The 20,916-nt window shown below is 72.5% G+C and carries 13 protein-coding genes; 2 read left to right on the top strand and 11 right to left on the bottom strand.

Features of this window, described 5'->3' with window-relative positions:
* Window positions 1-6: 6 nt before the first annotated feature.
* Together EV567_RS23615 and EV567_RS23610 are read left to right on the top strand one after the other, a co-directional pair.
* Window positions 7-2,625, top strand: coding sequence for a glycosyltransferase family 1 protein (locus tag EV567_RS23615; RefSeq protein ID WP_130443357.1), 2,619 nt, complete (start codon window positions 7-9; stop codon window positions 2,623-2,625).
* A 281-nt stretch (window positions 2,626-2,906) separates the two neighbouring features.
* Window positions 2,907-3,917, top strand: coding sequence for a hypothetical protein (locus tag EV567_RS23610; protein WP_347400506.1), 1,011 nt, complete (start codon window positions 2,907-2,909; stop codon window positions 3,915-3,917).
* A gap of 52 nt (window positions 3,918-3,969) precedes the next feature.
* Here the strand turns inward: EV567_RS23610 and EV567_RS23605 are convergent, their stop codons facing one another.
* From EV567_RS23605 to EV567_RS23555, 11 genes are all read right to left on the bottom strand, one after another.
* Window positions 3,970-4,491, bottom strand: a complete 522-nt coding sequence (locus EV567_RS23605) for a DUF1990 domain-containing protein (protein ID WP_130443355.1) — start codon at window positions 4,489-4,491, stop codon at window positions 3,970-3,972.
* A gap of 72 nt (window positions 4,492-4,563) precedes the next feature.
* Window positions 4,564-6,228 carry a M4 family metallopeptidase gene (locus EV567_RS23600; RefSeq protein ID WP_130443353.1) on the bottom strand — a complete coding sequence of 555 codons (1,665 nt, stop codon included), beginning with the start codon at window positions 6,226-6,228 and terminating at the stop codon, window positions 4,564-4,566.
* Window positions 6,229-6,551: 323 nt separating this feature from the next.
* Entirely contained in the window at window positions 6,552-8,597 is a 2,046-nt protein-coding gene (locus tag EV567_RS23595; RefSeq protein ID WP_130443351.1) for a M4 family metallopeptidase, read from the bottom strand.
* 286 nt (window positions 8,598-8,883) lie between these two features.
* Window positions 8,884-10,698 (bottom strand): ABC transporter ATP-binding protein, encoded by a 1,815-nt coding sequence (locus EV567_RS23590; protein ID WP_242620978.1) that lies wholly within the window; start codon window positions 10,696-10,698, stop codon window positions 8,884-8,886.
* The gene (locus tag EV567_RS23585) at window positions 10,695-12,491 is read right to left on the bottom strand and encodes an ABC transporter ATP-binding protein (protein WP_130443349.1); all 1,797 of its coding nucleotides are present in this window, start codon (window positions 12,489-12,491) and stop codon (window positions 10,695-10,697) included. The genes EV567_RS23590 and EV567_RS23585 overlap by 4 nt, the downstream gene beginning before the upstream one ends.
* Before the next feature lie 40 nt (window positions 12,492-12,531).
* The gene (locus EV567_RS23580) at window positions 12,532-14,406 is read right to left on the bottom strand and encodes an ABC transporter ATP-binding protein (protein ID WP_130443347.1); all 1,875 of its coding nucleotides are present in this window, start codon (window positions 14,404-14,406) and stop codon (window positions 12,532-12,534) included.
* On the bottom strand, window positions 14,403-16,238 hold the full coding sequence (locus EV567_RS23575; protein WP_130443345.1) for an ABC transporter ATP-binding protein: 1,836 nt from the start codon (window positions 16,236-16,238) through the stop codon (window positions 14,403-14,405). Before EV567_RS23575 ends, EV567_RS23580 begins: the two co-directional genes overlap by 4 nt.
* 122 nt (window positions 16,239-16,360) lie before the next feature.
* A complete protein-coding gene (locus EV567_RS23570; protein WP_130443344.1) occupies window positions 16,361-16,864 on the bottom strand; it encodes an ATP-binding protein in 504 nt (167 codons plus the stop codon).
* Window positions 16,865-17,108: 244 nt separating this feature from the next.
* Window positions 17,109-17,876: an enoyl-CoA hydratase/isomerase family protein gene (locus EV567_RS23565; RefSeq protein ID WP_130443342.1), complete on the bottom strand. Its 768-nt coding sequence runs from the start codon at window positions 17,874-17,876 to the stop codon at window positions 17,109-17,111.
* Between the two features lie 211 nt (window positions 17,877-18,087).
* Window positions 18,088-19,332, bottom strand: a complete 1,245-nt coding sequence (locus tag EV567_RS23560) for an Ig-like domain-containing protein (RefSeq protein ID WP_407071614.1) — start codon at window positions 19,330-19,332, stop codon at window positions 18,088-18,090.
* A gap of 233 nt (window positions 19,333-19,565) precedes the next feature.
* Window positions 19,566-20,813, bottom strand: coding sequence for an Ig-like domain-containing protein (locus tag EV567_RS23555; protein ID WP_130443338.1), 1,248 nt, complete (start codon window positions 20,811-20,813; stop codon window positions 19,566-19,568).
* Window positions 20,814-20,916: the final 103 nt, after the last annotated feature.

The following is a 20,916-nucleotide window of genomic DNA, read 5'->3' as shown; positions in this document are numbered from 1 at the left end:
TGGAATGTGAAGGCGATCCGTCGATTCACCGTCCGACCCCTTCTGCCCGAACCCCTCCGGCCGCTGAGCGACCTGGCCCGCAATCTGCGCTGGTCATGGCACGTGGAAACCCGTGACCTGTTCCAGTCCGTCGACCCCGAGCGCTGGGCGACCTGCGGCGGCGACCCGGTACGGCTGCTGGGCGGCCTGCGCCCGGCACGCCTCGCCGAGCTGGCCGACGACCGCCGCTTCCTGCGCCGGCTGACCGCCGCCGCCGACGACCTCCACGACTACATGACCGGCGACCGCTGGTACCAGACCCAGCCCTCGGGGCTCCCCGCGGGCATCGCCTACTTCTCACCCGAGTTCGGGATCACCGCCGCCCTGCCCCAGTACTCCGGCGGCCTCGGCATCCTCGCCGGCGACCATCTCAAGGCGGCCAGCGACCTGGGCGTGCCCCTGATCGGCGTCGGGCTGCTGTACCGCCACGGCTACTTCCGCCAGACCCTGTCACGGGACGGCTGGCAGCAGGAGCACTATCCCGTCCTCGACCCCAACGAACTGCCGGTGACCCTCCTCAAGGAGGCCGACGGCACTCCCGCGCACGTGGCCCTCGCCCTGCCCGGCGGCCGGCAGCTGCGCGCGCGGATCTGGCTGGCCCAGGTCGGCCGCGTCCCGCTGCTCATGCTCGACTCCGACGTCGAGGAGAACGACCTCGGCGAACGCGGGGTGACCGACCGGCTCTATGGCGGCGGCAGCGAGCACCGGCTGCTCCAGGAGATGCTGCTCGGCATAGGAGGTGTCCGGGCGGTGCGCACGTACTGCCGGCTCACCGGCCACGCCGAACCCGAGGTCTTCCACACCAACGAGGGGCACGCCGGCTTCCTCGGCCTGGAGCGGATCGCCGAGCTGTGCGCCGAGGGGCTCGACTTCGACTCCGGCCTGGAGGCGGTCCGCGCCGGCACCGTCTTCACCACCCACACGCCCGTCCCCGCCGGCATCGACCGCTTCGACCGGGATCTGGTCGCCCGGCACTTCGGCCCGCACGCGGAACTCCCCGGCCTGGACGTCGGCCGCGTCCTGAGCCTGGGCCGGGAGACCTACCCCGGCGGCGAGGCCAACCTGTTCAACATGGCCGTGATGGGCCTGCGCCTGGCCCAGCGCGCCAACGGCGTCTCGCTGCTGCACGGCCAGGTCAGCCGGGAGATGTTCGCCGGCCTGTGGCCCGGGTTCGACGCCGACGAGGTGCCGATCACCTCCGTCACCAACGGCGTGCACGCCCCGACCTGGGTGGCCCCGGAGGTGCTGCGGCTCGGCGCCCGGCAGATCGGCGTGCACCGCACCGAGGACGCGCTCAGCGTCGGCGGCTCCGACCGGTGGGACTCCGTCGCCGACATTCCCGACCAGGACGTCTGGGACCTCCGGCGCGACCTGCGCGAACAGCTCGTCCAGGAGGTACGGGCGCGGCTGCGGGCCTCCTGGCGGCAGCGGGGCGCGGGGACGGCGGAGCTGGGCTGGATCGACGGCGTGCTCGACCCGGACGTCCTCACCATCGGGTTCGCGCGCCGCGTCCCGTCGTACAAGCGGCTGACGCTGATGCTGCGCGACCGCGACCGGCTGCGGAACCTGCTGCTGCACCCGGAGCGCCCGGTGCAGATCGTGGTCGCCGGCAAGGCGCACCCCGCCGACGACGGCGGGAAGCGGCTCGTCCAGGAACTCGTGCGGTTCGCCGACGACCCCCGGGTCCGCCACCGCATCGTCTTCCTCCCCGACTACGGCATGGCGATGGCGCAGAAGCTGTACCCCGGCTGCGACATCTGGCTGAACAACCCGCTGCGCCCGCTGGAGGCCTGCGGCACGTCCGGGATGAAGGCCGCGCTGAACGGCTGTCTGAACCTGTCCGTCCTGGACGGCTGGTGGGACGAGTGGTTCCAGCCCGACTTCGGCTGGGCGATCCCCACCGCGGACGGCGCGGGCACAGACCAGGACCACCGTGACGCCGTGGAGGCGGCGGCCCTCTACGACCTGCTGGAGCAGCGGGTGACGCCCCGCTTCTACGAGCGCGGACGCCAGGGGCTGCCCGACCGCTGGATCGAGATGGTCCGCCGGACCCTCACCCTGCTCGGCCCGAAGGTGCTGGCCGGCCGGATGGTCCGCGAGTACGTCGAACGTCTCTACGCGCCGGCCGCCAGGGCCCACCGCGCCCTCGCCCCGGACGCGGCCCGCGACCTGGCCGCCTGGAAGGCGCGGGTGCGCGCCGCCTGGCAGGGCGTGACCGTCGACCACGTCGAGACCTCCGTGGCCACCCCCACGGCCGAACTGGGCACCACCCTCGCCCTTCGCGTCCGTCTGAGCCTCGGCGACCTCACCCCCGACGACGTCGAGGTGCAGGCCGTCTCGGGGCGCGTCGACGAGGAGGACCGCATCACGGACGCGACGACGGTTCCCCTGAAACCGGCCGGAGCTCCCGATTCCGGCAACCGCTGGACCTACGAGGGCCCGCTCTCCCTCGACCGCACCGGCCCCTACGGCTACACGGTCCGCGTGCTCCCCACCCATCCCCTCCTGGCGACCAACGCCGAACTGGGATTGATGGCAACGCCGTTGGAGGACGCGGGGGAGGGTGCGGGCGTTCTGATGCGCTGACGGGGCGCCTCGATCCCCTTGTGCTCGACGCGGCCGTGCCGGATGCCCGCCCGGCACGGCCGTTCCGCGCACGACCCACTCCAACCACCCAGTAACCTCGCCTGGTTGAGGAACAACCATGCGACTCGGGGAAGGCGTGCGTCGGAGTGGTGGGTAGATCTCCCGAAGATGATTCTGGAAGTGGTTCGTCCATATCCGATGAGGAACTGCGGGCCTTTCTCGAGGAGAGCGAGCGGGGGCCGGACGCCTCCGTCCGCAAGGAGCCGTCGGCGCGGGCCCGTATGGTCACGGAGCGCCTGCGGCAGCAGGACGCACGAGGCGAAGTGCCCGCGGGCTGGCGCACCGGACCGGTCACGAGGCAGACGGAAGCCAGGGCGGACCGCAAGCGCAGGACGTGGGCGTTCGTCGCCGTGCCCGTCGTGATCGCGCTGGCCGTCGTGGCGATGCGGCCCTCGCTGCTGCCCGGCGACCTCTTCGGCGGCGAGCCGGAGGTCTTCTCCGCGTCGCCCCTGCCGGCGGAGACCGCGGCCCCGACCGGAGCGCCCGGTGAGGCCGGCCCCGGCCGGCCCACTGTCGACCGGCCGTTCGCGGGGTCCCCCGCGCAGCGCTGGGCCGACGGAGAGGCGGGCATCGTCCTGCCCGAGGCGACCGCGGTCGGCACGTGGTCCAAGGCCCAGGTGGAGCAGGCGCTCCGGCAGACCAAGAAGCTCCTGGTCGACGCGAACCTCGACCCGGTCACCCTGCGGGGCGGACGCCCCGAGACCGCGCTCGACGTGATCGAACCGCAGCAGAAGGACCTGCACACCCGGCTGAACACCGCGTTGAGCAGGCCGGGCAAGGAGTACGACCCACTGTCGATGTTCAGTCGCTTCGATCCCCGCGAACTGCGCCTCGCGGGCGACGTGGTCAAGACCCGGGGGCGGATGACGTTCGCAGCGGGCAAGGACGCCTCCATGGCCGTGCACGCCGACTACACCTTCGTCTATCCCCTGACGCGGGCCGAGAAGGGCGCGACCGAGGTGTCCCGCGCCATCGTCCGTCGTGTGCTGGACGTCCAGCTGCCCGACCCCGCGAAGTACCTCACCACGCCGGGGAAGATCTCCGTCCGGAACTATCGGCTGGACATCGGCAACTCCGCCTGTGACGTCCACGACGGCTTCCTGCATCCGAACTTCTCGACGAACGGGCCCACGGGACCGCCCCCGACCGGGCCGACGGTGGACCCCTACGACCGCAGCAAGGACATCGCCGCCGGCCGCGAGGGGGGATGCGGAGTGGTGTCCCGTACCTGATGCGACGTCATGCGCGTGGTGAACGGCGGTACGGATCGCCGGCGGGCCCGCGCTATTCCGTGTCCGGTCCCGCCGCCAAGTCCCGCAGCACCGCCCCGCACCGCCGGGCGTACGCCTGTTGCAGGCCGCGGGTCGCCGGGCCGCCCGCCCGGGAGTACCACTTCGCCGGGCGGCTGAACGCCGAGACGGTGAGCCACACGGTGCCGTCGCCGGTGCGGTCCACGACGAAGGACTCCTCGCCGGACTCGGGGTGGCCGGGGAGGGTGCCGTAGGCCCAGCCGGCCCGGCGGGGTTCCTCCAGCGTCCACACGACGCGGCAGGGCGCCTTGATCATGCCGGCCAGGGTGACGGTGACGTCCACGTCGGGGGCGGCGCGGTCGGCGGTGGTCGTGACGCCGACGCCCAGCGCGCGGTGCATCTCCCAGCTGAGGACCGCCTCGGCGGCGCGGCGGAAGACGGCCTCGCCCTCGCCGAGGCGGGTGCGCACGTGCAGGGCGTGGAACCCCGGCGGGCAGTGCCCCGGACGCTCGCGCGTCGCGCCGACGTCGTCGTACGTGAACTCCCCAACAGACATGGGACCCAAGAGTAAGGGCGGCACCCGGAAGGTCCAGCTTCCGGGTGCCGCCCTCGGTCAACTCGCGTCAGCTCAGCCGACGTTGACCGCCGACCAGGCCGCCGCCACCGTCTTGTACTCGGTGCTGGTGGAGCCGTACAGCGCCGAGGCCGCGTTGAGGGTCGCGGTGCGGGCGCCGGCGTAGTTGGTGGTCGAGGTCATGTACGAGGTCAGGGCCTTGTACCAGATCTGGACCGCCTTGGCGCGACCGATGCCGGTGATCGTCGAGCCGTTGGAGGTCGGCGAGTTGTAGGACACGCCGTTGATCGTCTTCGCGCCGCTGCCCTCGGACAGCAGGTAGAAGAAGTGGTTCGCCGGGCCGGACGAGTAGTGCACGTCCAGGTTCTTCAGCGACGACGACCAGTAGTTGGCCGACGCGCCGTCCTTGCTCGGCTGGTCCATGTAGCGCAGCGGGGTGCCGTCGCCGTTGATGTTGATCTTCTCGCCGATGAGGTAGTCGCCGACGTCCTTGCTGTTCGCGGCGTAGAACTCCACCGCCGTGCCGAAGATGTCGGAGGTGGCCTCGTTGAGACCGCCGGACTCACCGGAGTAGTTCAGGCCCGCCGTGTTCGAGGTGACGCCGTGGGTCATCTCGTGGCCGGCCACGTCCAGCGAGGTGAGCGGCTTGGTGTTGCCCGAGCCGTCGCCGTAGGTCATGCAGAAGCAGCTGTCGTCCCAGAAGGCGTTGACGTACGCGCTGCCGTAGTGGACGCGGGAGTACGCGGCGACACCGTTGTTCTTGATGCCGTTGCGGCCGAAGGTGTTCTTGTAGAAGTCCCAGGTGGTCTGGGCGCCGTAGGCCGCGTCCACCGCCGCCGTCTGGTCCGTGGAGGAGCTGGAGGCCGCGCCGGTGCCCCAGGTGTCGTCCGCGTCCGTGAACAGCGTGCCCGCCGAACTGGAGGTGCTGCGGGCCTTGTTGTACGTCTTGTGGCCGCCGCGACCGGTGTCGTTCAGCTGGTACGTCGAACCCGACAGGGAGGTGCCGAGGGTGACCGTGCCGGAGTAGAGGCTCTTGCCGGTGCCGGTCTCGATGCCCTGGTACTCGTAGAGCTTCGCGCCGGTGGCCGCGTCGGTGATGACGTGCAGCTCGTTCGGGGTGCCGTCGTCCTGGAGGCCGCCGACGACCGTCTCGTAGGCGAGGGTCGGCTTGCTGCCGTTGCCCGCCCAGACCACCTTGCGGGGGGCGCGGGAGGCGTCGGTGTCCTGCGAGCCCGCGGCCTTGGCCAGGGACAGCGCCTGCGACTCGGCCTTCGCCGCGGGCAGCGCCGCGCTGGTCGAGGCGACCTTGATGGCGGCGTTCGTCGCCTTGCTGACGCCCTGCTCGACGCCGGCGGCCGACTCGTGGACGACCAGGTCGCCGCCGAGGACCGGCAGGCCCGCGTAGGTGCGCTCGTAGCGGGTGTGGACGGTGCCGTCGGCGTCTCTGACGACGTCACGGACGACCAGCTTCTCCTGCGCGCCCAGGCCGATCTCCTGTGCGGTCGCGGGGGCCTCGGCCTGCTTGTCCTGGATGAGCGCGGTGCGCGCGGCGGGGGCCAGCGCGGTGGGCACGGCGAGCGGCTTGGCGCTCGTGGACTCCGCCGGCGACTGCGCGGCGGCGGTGCCGGCGGTCAGGCCGGTGGTGACGAGGGCTCCGGCCGCGACGGCGGTGGCGATGGCCAGAGAGGTGCGCTTGTGACGCGCGTAGAGGGAGGACACACAAGCTCCTTGGATGTGGGGGCTGCCCGGTCGGCGTGGGGTGGCCGGCCGGTGCTGCTGTGAAGTTGTGCGGCAGGTGGAAGGAAGATTGGCACCAAGTCGCGTACATGTCATGAGGGTGTGGTGATGTTGGCCGGAAAATGACCAACCGGCGAATGTTGCCGCTGTGTTAAGCGGCTCGACGCCGGTAAAAGGCCAACAGGACGTAGGCAATCGCCAGGCAAAAGAGGGCGCCGCCCCGGGGAGTCGAACCTCCGGGACGGCGCCCTGTATGTGGGGGGTGGGCCTCAATTGACGCGGTGCAGAGGCCTCCTGGCAGCGGCCTACGGGAAGGTCAGCTTCCAGCTGTTGATGTAGCCGGTGTCCCGCGCGGCGTTGTCCTGGACCCTCAGTTTCCAGACACCGTTGGCGACCTCGGAGGACGCGTTCACGGTGTACGTGGTGTTGATGTTGTCCGTGCTGCCGCCGGTGCCGTACGCCTTCAGCGTGTACGCCGTGCCGTCCGGGGCGATCAGCTGCACCTGGAGGTCGCCGATGTAGGTGTGGACGATGTCCACGGCCACCGCGAGGTTGGACGGGGCGTTGCCCGTGCGGCCCGAGACGGTGACCGGCGACTCGACGGCCGCGCCGTTGTCCGGGATCGACACGTCGGCGGTGTTCTCGAACGAGGTGCCGCCACCGCCACCGCCGCCGGGACGCGAGCCGACCGCGATGGCCGCCCAGGCGTTCGCCACCGCCGTGTACTCGGCGGAGGTGGTGCCGTACAGCTCACCGGCCGCCGCGAGGGTGCCGGTGCGGGCGCCCGCGTAGTTGGTGTTGGAGACGAACTTGGTCGTCAGCGCGCGGAACCAGATCTTCTCCGCCTTGTCGCGGCCGATGCCGGTGACCGGGAGCCCGTCCGACGTGGGCGAGTTGTAGGACACGCCGTTGATGGTCTTCGCGCCGCTGCCCTCGGACAGCAGGTAGAAGAAGTGGTTCGCCGGACCGGACGAGTAGTGCACGTCGATCCCGCCGAGACCGGAGTACCAACTGTCCTTGGACGAGCCGTCCTTGCTCGGCTTGTCCATGTAACGCAGCGGCGTTCCGTCGCCGTTGATGTTGATCTCCTCGCCGATGAGGTAGTCACCGACGTCGGAGGAGTTGTTGGCGTAGAACTCGACGGTCGAGCCGAAGATGTCGGACGTCGCCTCGTTCAGACCGCCGGACTCACCGCTGTAGTTGAGGCCGGCCGTGTTGGACGTGAGCCCGTGCGTCATCTCGTGCGCGGCCACGTCGATCGCCGTCAGCGGGTTGGCGTTGCCGGAGCCGTCGCCGTACGTCATGCAGAAGCAGCTGTCCGACCAGAACGCGTTGACGTAGTTGTTGCCGTAGTGGACGCGGGAGTACGCGCCGACGCCGTCGCCGCGGATGCCCGAACGGCCGTGCACGTTCTTGTAGTAGTCCCACGTCAGCTGAGCGCCGTAGTGGGCGTCCGCGCCGGCCGATTCCAGGTTCGAGGCGCTGCCGTTGCCCCACACGTCGTCGGGGCCCGAGAACAGCGTGCCGGTCCCGGAGGTGCCGCGGTTGAGGTTGTAGGTCTTGTGGCCGCCGCGCGCACCGTCGGTCAGGTTGTACGTGGACCCGGACTGCGTGGTGGTGAGCGTGACCTGACCGCTGTACACCGTGTTGCCGACGCCGGTCTCGATCGCCTCCCACTCGTACAGCTTCGCGCCTGTGGTGGCGTCCGTGACGACGTGCAACTCCTGCGGGGTGCCGTCGTGCTGGAACCCGCCGACGACCGTCTCGTAGGCCACCGTCGGCTTGCCGTTCGCCGCCCAGATCACCTTGCGGGGCTCGCGGTTGACGCCGGGGTTCCTCGCGGACTCGGCCTTGGCGGCCGCCAGCGCCTGCGCCTCGGCCTTCGCGGCGGGCAGCTTGGCCGTGGTGGTCGCCGGCGCGATGGCCGCGCGGGTGGCCTTGACGACGCTCTCGGTGGCGCCGGCCGGAGTGCTCTCGACGACCAGGTCGCCGCCGAGGACGGGCAGGCCCGCGTAGGTGCGCTCGTAACGGGTGTGGACCGTGCCGTTCCCGTCCTTGACGACGTCACGGACGACCAGCGCCTCCTGGGCGCCCAGGCCCAGCTCCTTGGCGGTCTGCGCCTTGTCGGCGTTCGCGTCGCGTATCAGCGCGGCGCGCTGGGCGGGGGAGAGCCGGACCGACTCCGAGCCCGGGGTCGCCTGGCCGGCCGCCTTCGGGGCCGCTGTGGGGGCGGCGGTCGCCGCGCCGGACTGCACGGCGGTGGCGAGGAGCGCCGCCACGCCGACGAGCGCGGCGGCCGTGGCTCTGCGGTACGGGGTGTGGGGGGTGCGTCTGCGAGAACTGCTGCTCACACTGACTCCTTCTGCGCGGCCGCGGATCACGCGGCCAGGGGAGACCGGACGGCGGATCGGCCGTCCGGGCACGACTTGGACGTCTTGGACGTCTTGGGGCGGTACGCAGAACGGGGTGGTGCTGTGGGGTTGCTGTGCAGTAGCAGGGGGAAGAGTGGCAGGTGGCAGCGCTGTCTGTCAGGAGCGCGTCAGAAAGTTGGCCGGAAACGGTTCGTTGACCGGGAGTTCATGTTCGATATACGGATGAGCCATCCGGATCCGGCCCTGAACGGCCTTCTCCCGGCTGTCAGTTCCTCGGCTCCCCGTGCCATGTCCCCCACAGCGCCGCGTACGGGCCCCCGGCCGCCACCAGCTCCTCGTGCGTGCCGAGTTCGGCGAGCCGCCCGTCCTCCATCACGGCCACCCGGTCCGCGTCGTGCGCGGTGTGCAGCCGGTGGGCGATCGCGATGACCGTCCGGCCGCGCAGGACCGCGGCCAGGGCGCGTTCGGTGTGCCGGGCGGTCGTCGGATCCAGCAGCGCCGTCGCCTCGTCCAGGATCAGCGTGTGCGGGTCCGCCAACACCACCCGGGCCAGCGCGAGTTGCTGCGCCCGGGAGCCGTCCGTACGGCCCCGGTCCGCGCCCAGCTCCGCGTCGAGGCCGCCGGGCAGCTCCCGCACCCAGCCCTCGGCGCCGACGGTCGTCAGCGCGGCCCACAACTGCTCGTCGGTCGCCGCCGGTTCCGCGATCAGCAGATTGTCGCGAACCGTGCCGATGAACACGTGGTGCTCCTGGGTGACCAGCACGACCTGCCGGCGCAGCACCTCCGGCGCCAGCTCCGCCACCGGCACCCCGCCGACCGTCACCGAGCCCGCCGTGGGCGCGTCCACGCCCGCGATCAGCCGGCTCAGCGTGGACTTCCCCGCGCCGGACGGGCCGACGACCGCGAGCCGCTCACCCGGCCGCACGGTCAGGTCCACCCCGCGCAGCACCTCGCCGCCCCGCTCGTAGGCGAACCGCACGTCCGTCATCTCGATCAGGTCGTCCGCCGGGACACGAACCGGGGCGGAGTCCGGCGCGCCGCCGGCCGCCCCCGCCGGCCGCGACGCCTCGCCCAGCCCCTCCACGCGGGCGAACGAGGCCCCGCTGCTCTGGAGTTGGTCAACCCGCATCAGGATCTCGTCCAGCGGCCCGGTGAACTGGCGCAGATACAGCGCCGCCGCCACCACCGCCCCCAGGCTCACCGCGCCCCGCGCGTGCAGCGCCCCGCCCAGCAGCAGGACGCCCGCCACCGGCAGCGAGTACGACACCTCGATCACCGGGAAGAACACCGACCGCAGGTACAGGGTGTGCAAGCGGGCCCGCCGCGAGGTCTCCAGCGCCTCCCTGCTGGCCGCGATCCGCCGCTCCCGCAGCCGGAACGCCTCGACCGTACGGGCCCCCGTCGCCGTCGCGGCGAGGATCTCGGCGACCTCGGAGGTGGCCGCGCCCTCGGCCAGATAGCCGGTCCGCGCCCGCCGCAGGTACCAGCGCAGCACGACCAGGATCGGCGTGAGCCCGAGCACCCCGACCGCGCCGAGCAGCGGGTCGACCAGGAACACCGCGCCGATCAGGAACAGCGCCTGCACCGAGGACACCAGCAGCTCGGGACCGGCGTCGCGCAGGGTGGCGCCCACGGCGGCCACGTCGGCGGTGCCGCGCATGGTCAGATCACCGGCCCCGGCCCGCTCCACGACCGACGCCGGCAACGACAGCGCCCGGTCGACGAACTGCTCCCGCACCCGGGCGAGCGTGCGCTCCCCGAAGCGGTGCCCCGCGTACCGGGCCCAGCGCGCCAGCAGCAGCTGGGCCAGCGCGCACACCAGGATGGCCGCCGCCAGCCGGTCCACCGCGCCGACCCCGCCGCCCTCCCGCACCGCGTCGACGATCCGGCCCAGCAGCCAGGGACCGGCCAGACCGGCCGCGGCGGCCAGCGAGTTCAGCGCGAGGACGACGGCGAAGGCCCGTCCGTCCGCCCGCACCAGCCGCCCCACGGCCCGTCGCACCTCGCCCGGCCCGGCGACGGGAAGCCGCCCCGCGCCCCGCCCGTCGTCCGCCGCCACGCCCCCGCCGCCCGCCGTCACCGCAGAACCTCCTCGACACCTTCTGTACCTTCGGCGCCCGGCGCGGCCTGCCCGCCCCGCACCTTCACCCCGCCTGAGGCGCCCCCGTCGTCCTCGTCGTCGTCCGGGTCTCGCGCCACCAGCGCCCGGTAGCCCGGCTCCGTCGCCAGGAGACTGCGGTGCGGGCCGCTCGCCGCCACCTTGCCGTCCACCAGGTAGTGGACGGTGTCGGCGTGGTCCAGCAGCAGCGGGGAGGTGCTGGTGACGACGGTCGTGCGGCCGGCCCGCGCCGCACGCAGACGTCCGGCGATCGCGGCCTCCGTGTGCGCGTCCAGCGCCGACGTCGGCTCGACGGCGAGCAGCACCTCCGGGTCGGCGAGCAGCGCCCGCACCAGCCGGACACGCTGCCGCTGACCACCGGAGAGACTGCGGCCCTGCGCCGCCACGGGCGAGTCGAGTCCCTCGGGCAGCCCCTGCACGACATCCTCGGCGGCCGCCGCCCGCAGCGCCCGCCGCTCCTCCTCCGGTGAGCGTCCCCGCCGGCCGCCCACCACCTCGCGCAGGCTGCCCGCGAACAGGTCGGCCTCGTTGTCGGCGACCAGGATGCGCGCCCTGACCTGCTCCAGGGCGACCGCGTCGAGCCGCACGCCGCCCCAGGTGACGTCCGACGGCGTGTACCGGCCCAGCCGGTCGACGACCTCGGCGGCGTCGGCGGGCCGGGCTCCGGCCAGCGCGGTCAGCCGGCCCGGCGCGACCCGCACACCCGACGCGGGGTCCTCCAGCACCGACGGCTCGGCGGGCGCTTCGGCGGTCCCGGTGTCCGGCTCGGGCTCCAGCCGCAGCAGCCGTACGACCCGGCGGGCGGCCACCACACCACGGCTGAGCTCGTACCCCATCTCCACGAGGAACGCCACCGGGCCGACCAGCACGGCGACATAGCCGTACACCGAGACCAGCTCGCCCACGGTCAGCTCCCCCTGGGCGGCCAGCCGGGCCGCAAGCCAGGTCACCACCGCGAGGAACACCGTCGGCAGCCCCACGCCCAGCGCCTGCATCCAGCTGGTGACCGAGCCGACCCGGTACCCCTGGGCGCGCAGCCGCTGCGAGTCACGGGCGAAGGCGTCCGCGAACAACCGCTTGCCGCCGAGCCCGTTGAGCACGCGCAGCCCGCCCGCGAGGTCGCCGATGCGGGCGGTGAGCACGCCCTGACGCTCCCGGTACTCGCTCTCCGCGCCCTGCAACCGTGCCATCAGCGGCCCGACCAGCACCGCCACCACCGGCATCCCCAGCAGCACCACCCCCGCGAGCAGCGGCGAGACGGACAGCAGCAACCCGGCGACGACGACGTACACCACGAGTGAGCCGACGCCCGGTCCGATCACCGTCAGCGCCGAAGCGACGGTGCCCACGTCGCCCACCCCGACGGTGACGACCTCACCGGCCCCCACCCGGCGCGGCAGCGCGGCGCCCAGCCGCACCGCCTGCCCCACGACCACCTTCACCGTGCGGAAGTTGGCGTCCATGCGCACCCGCGTCATCGTGCGGTGCCGCATGATGCTCACCCAGGCGTTGCCCGCGCCGACCACGAACAGGGCCGTCGTCCAGCCGGCCAGCGCGGCCGTGTCGCCGGGCTCCAGCCCCTCGTCGACGGCCTTCGACAGCAGGTACGGCGCCGACGCCATCAGCACCAGCCATACGCTGCCCAGCACCGCGCCGGCCACCGACCGCCCCGGCTGGCAGCACACCAGCCACCACAGGTACCGGGCGCCGCCACGGCGGTCGGGCGTCCCCGGGTCCTCGTACGCGTCGATCAACTGTCCCCCCTGCCGGTCCTCACGTCCCCTTCTGCGCGCGTCACGCCAGACTGTCCCGCCACGCCCGGTGCAGATCCGCGAACCGGCCCGTGCCCGCCACGAGTTCGGCCGGACTGCCGTCCTCGACGATCCGGCCGTGCTCCATGACTAGCACCCGGTCGGCGATCTCCACGGTGGACAGCCGGTGCGCGATCACCACCGCCGTACGGCCCTTGAGCACCGTCGCCATCGCCGCCTGCACGGCCCGCTCGCCCGGCACGTCGAGCGAGCTGGTCGCCTCGTCGAGGATCAGCACCGCCGGATCGGCGAGCAACGCCCTCGCGAAGGCCACCAGTTGGCGTTGACCGGCGGAGATGCGGCCGCCCCGCTTGCGTACGTCCGTGTCGTAGCCGTCGGGCAGCGCGCTGATGAACTCGTGCGCGCCGATGGCCTTCGCCGCCCGCTCGATGTCCTCCCGGCTCGCCTCCGGCCGGCCGATCGCGATGTTCTCGGCGACCGTGCCGGAGAACAGGAACGCCTCCTGCGTCACCATCACCACGCCGCGCCGCAGCTCGGGCACCGCGAGATCGCGCAGGTCGACGCCGTCCAGGAGGATCCGGCCGGCGCTGGGATCGTAGAAGCGGGCGAGGAGCTTGGCCAGCGTGGACTTGCCGGCGCCGGTGGAGCCGACCACCGCGACCGTCTGCCCGGCCGGCAGGGTCAGGTCGAAGCGGGGCAGCACCTCGCCGCCGGTGCGGTAACCGAAGCCGACCGCGTCGAACACGACCTCCCGGCCGGGGCGTCCGCCCTGCCGGGCGGGCAGCTCCCGGGGCGCGGACGGCTCGGGCACGGACGGCGTCTGGGCCAGCAGCCCCGCGATCTTCTCCAGCGAGGCCGCCGCCGACTGGTAGGAGTTGAGGAACATGGCGAGCCGGTCGATCGGGTCGTACAGCCGCCGCAGGTACAGCACCGCCGCCGCCAGCACGCCCAGGGCCAGGGTGCCGTCCGCGACCCGGTAGGCCCCCCACAGCACGATCAGCGCGACGGAGGTGTTGGCGACCAGCCGGGAGCCGACGACGTACCGGGCCATCTCCAGCAGTGCGTCGCCGTTGGTCCGCTCGTGCCGCTGGTTCAGCGTGCGGAACTCGGCGTCGTTGACATTCTCGCGGCGGAACGCGCGCACCGGGCGGATGCCGTTCATCGTCTCCACGAACTTCACGATCACGGCCGCGATCGCGGTGGACCGCGCCCGGTACACCGCCTTCGCGCGCCGCTGGTAGATCCGCACCAGGAAGTGCAGCGGCACGAAGGACGCCACCGCCACGGCCCCCAGTCCCAGGTCGAGCCAGAGCAGCATGGCCGAGATGAAGACGAAGGACAGGACGACCGTGATCAGTTCCTGGAGCCCCTCGTCGAGCAGTTCGCGCAGGGACTCCACGTCCGTGGTGGAGCGGGAGATCAGCCGGCCCGAGGTGTAGCGCTCGTGGAAGTCGACGCTCAGCGCCTGCGCGTGCCGGAAGATCCGGCCGCGCAGGTCCAGCAGCACGTCCTGGTTGACGCGGGCCGAGACGATCAGGAACCCGTACTGCAACCCGCCGGCGGCCAGCGCGCACAGCAGGTATCCGGCGGCCACGGCGACGAGCGGGCCGTGGTCGTCGTCGCGGAACGCCGGCACGGCGCGGTCGATGGCGTACGCGACCAGCAGCGGGCCCGCCTGCACGGCCGCCTGCTGGAGCAGCAGCAGGAGCGTGGTGAGGGCGACGCGCGCCTTCATCGGCGCGAGCAGCGACCGCAGCAGGGCCGACGTGGCGCCCGGCGGCGTGGGCAGGACGTCCCGGTCGAAGGGGTCGCCGTCGCCCCGCGCGGGCGGCTGCTCGTGCTCGCGCCCGGTGCCCTCGGCGGTGGGGGAGGGGGTGGGGGGCGTGGGGGCGGTCATCGGCGGTCGTCCTCCTGGTCCCGGGACGGGGCGCCGGCCGTCGCGCCCGACGTCACGTCGCTCGTCTCGCCGGACATCAGGTGCGCGTACTCGGCGTTGGTGCGCAGCAGTTCGTGGTGGGTGCCCACGGCGCTGATCCGGCCGCCCGACAGCAGGGCGACCCGGTCGGCGAGCAGCACGGTCGACGGGCGGTGGGCCACGATCAGCGCGGTGGTGTCGGCGAGGACCTGGCGCAGCGCGGCCTCCACGGCGGCCTCCGTGTGGACGTCCAGCGCGGACAGCGGGTCGTCGAGGACGAGGAACCGGGGCCGCCCCACGACCGCCCGCGCGAGCGCGAGCCGCTGCCGCTGCCCGCCGGACAGGCTCAGCCCCTGCTCGCCGACCTGGGTCAGCGTCCCCTGCGGCAGCGCGTGCACGAAGTCGGCCTGCGCCACGGCGAGCGCCCGCTCCAGCTCCTGGGCGCCCGCGTCGGCGTCCGCCCCCATCAGCACGTTCTCCCCGACGCTCGCGGAGAACAGCGTCGGCTCCTCGAAGGCCACGGCGACCTTCGCCCGCAGCTCCTCCCGGGACATCGCGGTGACGTCCTCGCCGTCGAGCAGGATCCGCCCGGACGTCACCTCGTGCAGCCGCGGCACGAGCGCGGTGAGCGTCGTCTTCCCGCTCCCGGTAGCGCCCACGAGCGCCATGGACTCCCCGGCCCGCACATGCAGGTCGACCCGCACGAGGGTGGGAGCGGAGTCCGGTTCGGCGTCGGGGTACCGGAACACGACCCCGTCGAACAGCAAGCCGTCCTCGGCACGGTTGGGCGCAGCCGCCTCCCGCGCCGCCGGGCCGCGCTCCTCCGGCTCCGCGTCCATCACCTCGAAGTACCGCTGGGTGGCGGTCGCCGCCTCCTGGCTCATCGCCAGCAGGAACCCGATGGAGTCCACCGGCCACCGCAGGGCCAGCGCCGTGGACAGGAAGGCGACCAGCGTCCCCGCCGACAGGTCCCCGTCCGCCACCTGCACCGCCCCGAGCACCAGCGCCGCCCCGATGGCCACCTCGGGGAGCGTCACGATGACCGCCCAGATCGTCGCCAGCAGCCGCGCCTTGCGCAGCTCCGTCCCGCGCAGCGTCCGCGACAGCTCCCGGAACGCCCGCGCCTGACTGCGGTGCCGGCCGAACCCCTTGATGATGCGGATCCCGAGGACGCTCTCCTCGACGACCGTCGTCAGATCACCCACCTGGTCCTGCGCCTGCCGCGCCACGATCGCGTACCGGCGTTCGAAGACCACGCACATCACCATCACGGGGATCGCGGGCCCGAGGATCACCAGCCCCAGCGACCAGTCCTGCATCAGCATGATGATCACGCCGACGATGATCGTCACCCCGTTGACCAGCAGGAACGTCAGCGGAAAGGCGAGGAACATCCGCAGCAGCATCAGGTCCGTGGTCGCCCGGGACAGCAGCTGCCCGGAGGGCCAGCGGTCGTGGAAGGCCACCGGCAGCCGCTGGAGGTGCCGGTAGAGGCCCGAGCGCATCTCCGCCTCGACATGGGCCAGCGGCCGGGCCACCAGCCACCGCCGCAGTCCGAACAGCACCGACTCCGCGATGCCGAGCAGCAGCAGGTACAGCGCGCCCAGCCAGACCCCGGCCGGGTCCCGGTCGGCGACCGGGCCGTCCACCATCCACTTCAGCACGAGGGGGATCACCAGTCCCGTGCACGAGGCCACGACGGCGACGAACGCGGCGGTGAACAACCGCACCCGCACCGGGCGCACGTAGGGCCACAGGCGGAGCAACGTCCGGACGGAGGAACGATCCTTGGTGCTTGCACGTGTCGTCGGCATCACCGGCGAGCCTACGGACCGCCACTGACATCGCCCAGCGGGTTTTGGCCGGAACGTGATCGTGCGATGGTCCTACGACCTGCGTGTTCGGTCATGCGAACGGCCTGGCGGTGGTCGTGGGGTCAGTGGTCCGCGACCCGCATCTCGAACCACGTCGTCTTGCCCCGGGGCAGCAGATCGACCCCCCAGCGGTCGGCCAGCTTGTCGACGAGGAACAGGCCCCGGCCGCTGACGTCCAGCTCCTGCACCGGCATCAGACAGGGCAGCCCGCGCGAGGGGTCGCGGACCTCGACGCGGATCCGCCCGCGCGGGCGGCGCATCCGGAGGCCGAAGACCCGCGCGCCGGTGTGCCGGACGGCGTTGCCGACGAGTTCCGAGGCCAGCAGTACGGCGTCCTCCGTCATCCTCGGGGTGAGCTGCCAGCGGCGCAGGACGATGACCTGGACGAGTCGGCGGGCGGCGGCGGCGGACTCGGGACGGGACGGCAGCCGGACCTCCGCCTCGGTCGGGTCGCCGAACAACTCCACCGCGTTGAGCGCCCGTTCGTCCACGACCGCGGGCGACCAGCGTGCCGCGGCCACGCGACCGTCCCCCCGCGGCTGATCGATACCCTCCAGCCCCGCCATGCCCCCCATCATGGCCGTCCGGCGCGGGCGCCGAGGTGGTTCCCAAGGAATACACCCCCTGGAGGGCACTGTTCCGAAGGGCGCCCCCGGGATGTGCCGAAGGTGGACGGGGTCGGCGGAAACCCGCGTCCACCTGCCGCGACGACCGGCCGGGAAGCGGGCCCCGGGCTCCCCGGACAAGACAGGCTTAAGGCTGCCTTAAGGTTCCCGTAATCCGGTGGACCGCGCGTTCACGCGGCTCGCCTCACAGGAACTTCGCCTTGCCCGGCCCCTCCTCGACGAAGCTCCGCATGCCGATCTCCCGGTCCGCCGTGGCGAACAGGCCCGCGAACCAGTTCCGTTCGACGGCGAGACCCGTCTCGATGTCCGTCTCCAGACCCGTGTCGATCGCCTCCTTCGCCGCGCGCAGCGCGATCGCCGGACCCTGCGCCAGCTTCGCCGCCCACGCGTGCGCCTGCGCGTACACCTCGTCGGCCGGGACCACCCGGTCCACCAGGCCCAGGCTCAGCGCCTCGTCCGCCTTCACCATCCGGCCGGTGAAGATCAGGTCCTTCGCCTTGGACGGGCCGACCAGCCGGGCGAGCCGCTGGGTGCCGCCCGCACCGGGAATCAGACCGAGCAGGATCTCCGGCTGGCCCAGCTTCGCGTTGTCGCCGGCGATCCGGAAGTCCGCGCACAGCGCCAACTCGCAGCCGCCGCCCAGCGCGTAGCCCGTCACCGCCGCCACCACCGGCTTGGGGATCCGGGCCACCGCCGTGAAGGCGTCCTGCAGCGCGCGGGCGCGCAGGATCATCGCCGTGTGGTCCATCTCCTGCATCTCTTTGATGTCCGCGCCCGCCGCGAACACCTTCTCGCCGCCGTAGACGACGACGGCCCGCACGTCGTCACGACGGGTCGCCTCCTCGGCCAGCTCCCTGAGCCGGTCCTGGGTGGCGACGTCCAGCGCGTTCATGGGCGGGCGGTCGAGGCGGATCGTGCCGACGCCCTCGGCGACTTCGAGATTCACGGTCATGCCAGCAGGTTAACGGTGACTAACGGGTACCGGGGCGGCGCGGGTCACATCGGCGGCCGGGGGTCCGGGGGTCGCCCCCCGGGTGGCGCGGAACGGTGACTAACGGGTGCCGGGGCGGCGCGGGTCACATCGGCGGCCGGGGGTCCGGGGGTCGCCCCCCGGGTGGCGCGGCACGGTGACTGACGGTGGCCGCGGGAGGGAGGGGGAGGGCTTACTTCTTCCACTCCGCCCACGACATGTTCCAGCCGTTGTAGCCGTTGTCCGGGGACACGACCTCGTCGTTGGAGTTCTTCACGACGACCACGTCGCCGATCATCGAGTTCTTGAAGAACCACGCGGCCGGCACCCCGCCGTCGTAGCCGCCGCGCACGTCGCGCAGACCGATGCAGCCGTGGCTGGCGTTGCGGTTGCCGAACGCGTCGCCGCCCCAGTAGTTGCCGTGGATGAAGGTCCCGGACTTGGTCAGCCGCATCGCGTGCGGGACGTCCTTGATGTCGTACTCACCGCCGTAGCCGACCGTCTCGCCGTTCATCCGGGTCACCGTCAGCTTCTCGCTGACGACCATCTGGCCGTTCCAGGTCTCCATGCCGGGCTGGCCCGTGGTGACCGGGATGCTCTTGACGGTCTTGCCCTCGCGGGTGACCTGCATGGTCAGCTTGTCGACGTCCACCACGGAGACCTGGTTGCGGCCGATGGTGAAGGAGACCGTCTTGGTCTGCTTGCCGTAGACGCCCTCACGGCCCTCGACGCCGTTGAGGTTCATCTTCACCGTGACCTTGGTGCCGGCCTTCCAGTACTTCTCCGGACGGAAGTCCAGCCGGTCGTTGCCGAACCAGTGGCCCTGGACGTCCACAGGCGGCTCGGTCTTGACGGTGATCGCCTTCTCGACGTCCGCGGGCTTGGTGATGCCCCGCGTGAAGTTCACCGAGAACGGCATCCCGACGCCCACCGTGGAACCGTCCTCCGGCGTGAAGGCGCCGACGAAGGTGTTCTGAGGGGTCAGCGTGGTGAAGCTCGCGTCCTCGGCGGCCGTACGGCCCTGGGCGTCCTTCGCCACGGCGTGCACCTGGTACTTGGTGGCGGCGGCCAGATGCGTGCTCGGCGTCCAGCCGGCCCCGTCCGCGGAGATCGCGCCCGGTATCGCCGTGCCCTTGGCGTCCTTGACGACGACCTCGGTCAGCTTGCCCTTGGCGGCGGTCACCTTCAGCGTGCCGTTGGTGTCGATGTCCTTCGCGCCGTCCTTCGGCGCGATGCTCACGACCGCCTCCGACTGCGCGCCCTGCGCGGTGGCCGAGCCGGAGCCCCCGTCGGCCTTCGGCTTCTCCGAGCCGGAGTCCCCGCCCCCGCCGCAGGCCGTGACGGCCAGCATCAGCCCCCCGACGATCAGCGCCAGCCGCTTGTCGCGGCCGCCTGAGCGCCTGCCAACCGATGCCCCCGATATCGGTCGCATGTTCACTTTTCTCTTCCCCTCCCCCGGGCCGGTCAGGCCCGCGCACCGGCGCGTCCCCCGCGCTGGCCGCATATTAACCACAAGGTCAACGGCCCTGGCGGCCCCCGTGTGTCACCGTTCCGTCCCAACTTCGACCTTGGGAGGAAAGGTTCCCGAAACGGGGGCGGGGAACGCGCGGCGCGTCACGGAGGGGAGATCACGTCGCCGGGATCACCGGGGTCGCCGAGTCGGGGGCGCCGTCACTCCACCGCGCTGCCCTCCGTCCACTCCTCCCAGTCCATGTTCCAGCCGCCGAGCCCGTTGTCCGCCGCGACCGTCTTGTCCTTGCTGTTGACGACCTCGACGACGTCGCCGACGAGGCTGCGGTCGAAGAACCAGCCCGCCGGGGTGTCGGAACCGCCGCCCTTGACATCCCGAAGGCCCACGCAGCCATGGCTGAGGTTCACCGTGCCGAACGCGTCCGCCGGCGCCCAGTAGTTGCCGTGCAGGAACGTCCCGGAGCCGGTCAGCCGCATGGCGTGCGGCACGTCCGGGATGTCGTACTCGCTCTTGCCGTCCTTCTTCTTGAAGCCGACCGTGGCGCCGTTCATCCGGGTCAGCTCCAGCATCTCGGTCACCACCATCTTGCCGTTGTACGTCGTCGTCTTCGGCGCCCCGGCCGTGACGGGGACGGTGGCGATCAGCTCGTCCTCGCGCCGCACCTCCATGGTGTGCGCGGCGGCGTCGACACGGGAGACCTGGTGCCGGCCGACGGTGAAGGAGAACGTCCTGTCCTGGAGCCCGTAGACCCCCGGCGCGGCCTCCACGTCACGGAAGCGCAGGGCGACGCTCACCCGGGTGCCGGGCCGCCAGTACGTCTCGGGGCGGAAGTCCAGCCGGCTGTCGCCGAACCAGTGCGGCCGGACGTCGACCTCCGGCTCGGCGGTGACCCGCACCGCGCGCTCGACGGCGGCCCGGTCGGTGATCTCCCGGTTGAACTCCAGGGAGACGATCATCCCGGTGCCGACGGTGGAGCGGTTCTCCGGCGTGACGTAGCCGATGAAGCGCTCCTCGGGGACGAAGGTGGTGAAGGCGGTGTGCCGGGCCGAGCGGCGGCCCTTGCCGTCGACGGCCACCGCGTCGACCGTGTACCGGGCGGCGAGCCCGAGCCGGGCGTCCCGGGGGCTCCAGGTGCGGCCGTCGGCGGAGAGCCCGCCCGGCACCGGCGTCTCCCGCGCGTCCTGCCACTTGACGACCTTCACCGACTCCAGCCGCCCCTCCGTCACCCGCACCCGCAGCTCCTTGCCGGGGCGCACCGCCCGTGCCCCGTCCTGCGGGGTGACGCGGATGACGTCCCTCGCCGGCGGCGCCTTGCCCTGCGTCAGGTCAGGGCCGCCGCGGCCGCCCTCCCCGGTGCAGCCGGCCGCGCCGGCCAGCAGTCCTGCCCATGTCAGTACGGCGGCCAGCGCGGCCCCCGCGCGCCGCGCGCGCCGTTGTACGTGCCTCACGCGATACCCAACGACGGGGCACGCTCCGGGGAAACGTGAGTGCGAGGCATGGTCTGGGCAGAACAGGGGGGAGGACGACGCTACGGGGAGCCGCGGCCGGGAC

The sequence above is a fragment of the Streptomyces sp. BK239 genome, assembly GCF_004217285.1.
Classification (GTDB): domain Bacteria; phylum Actinomycetota; class Actinomycetes; order Streptomycetales; family Streptomycetaceae; genus Streptomyces.
The sequence above is the reverse complement of the archived record's forward strand: the minus strand, read 5'-3'. Positions and strand labels throughout refer to the sequence as shown.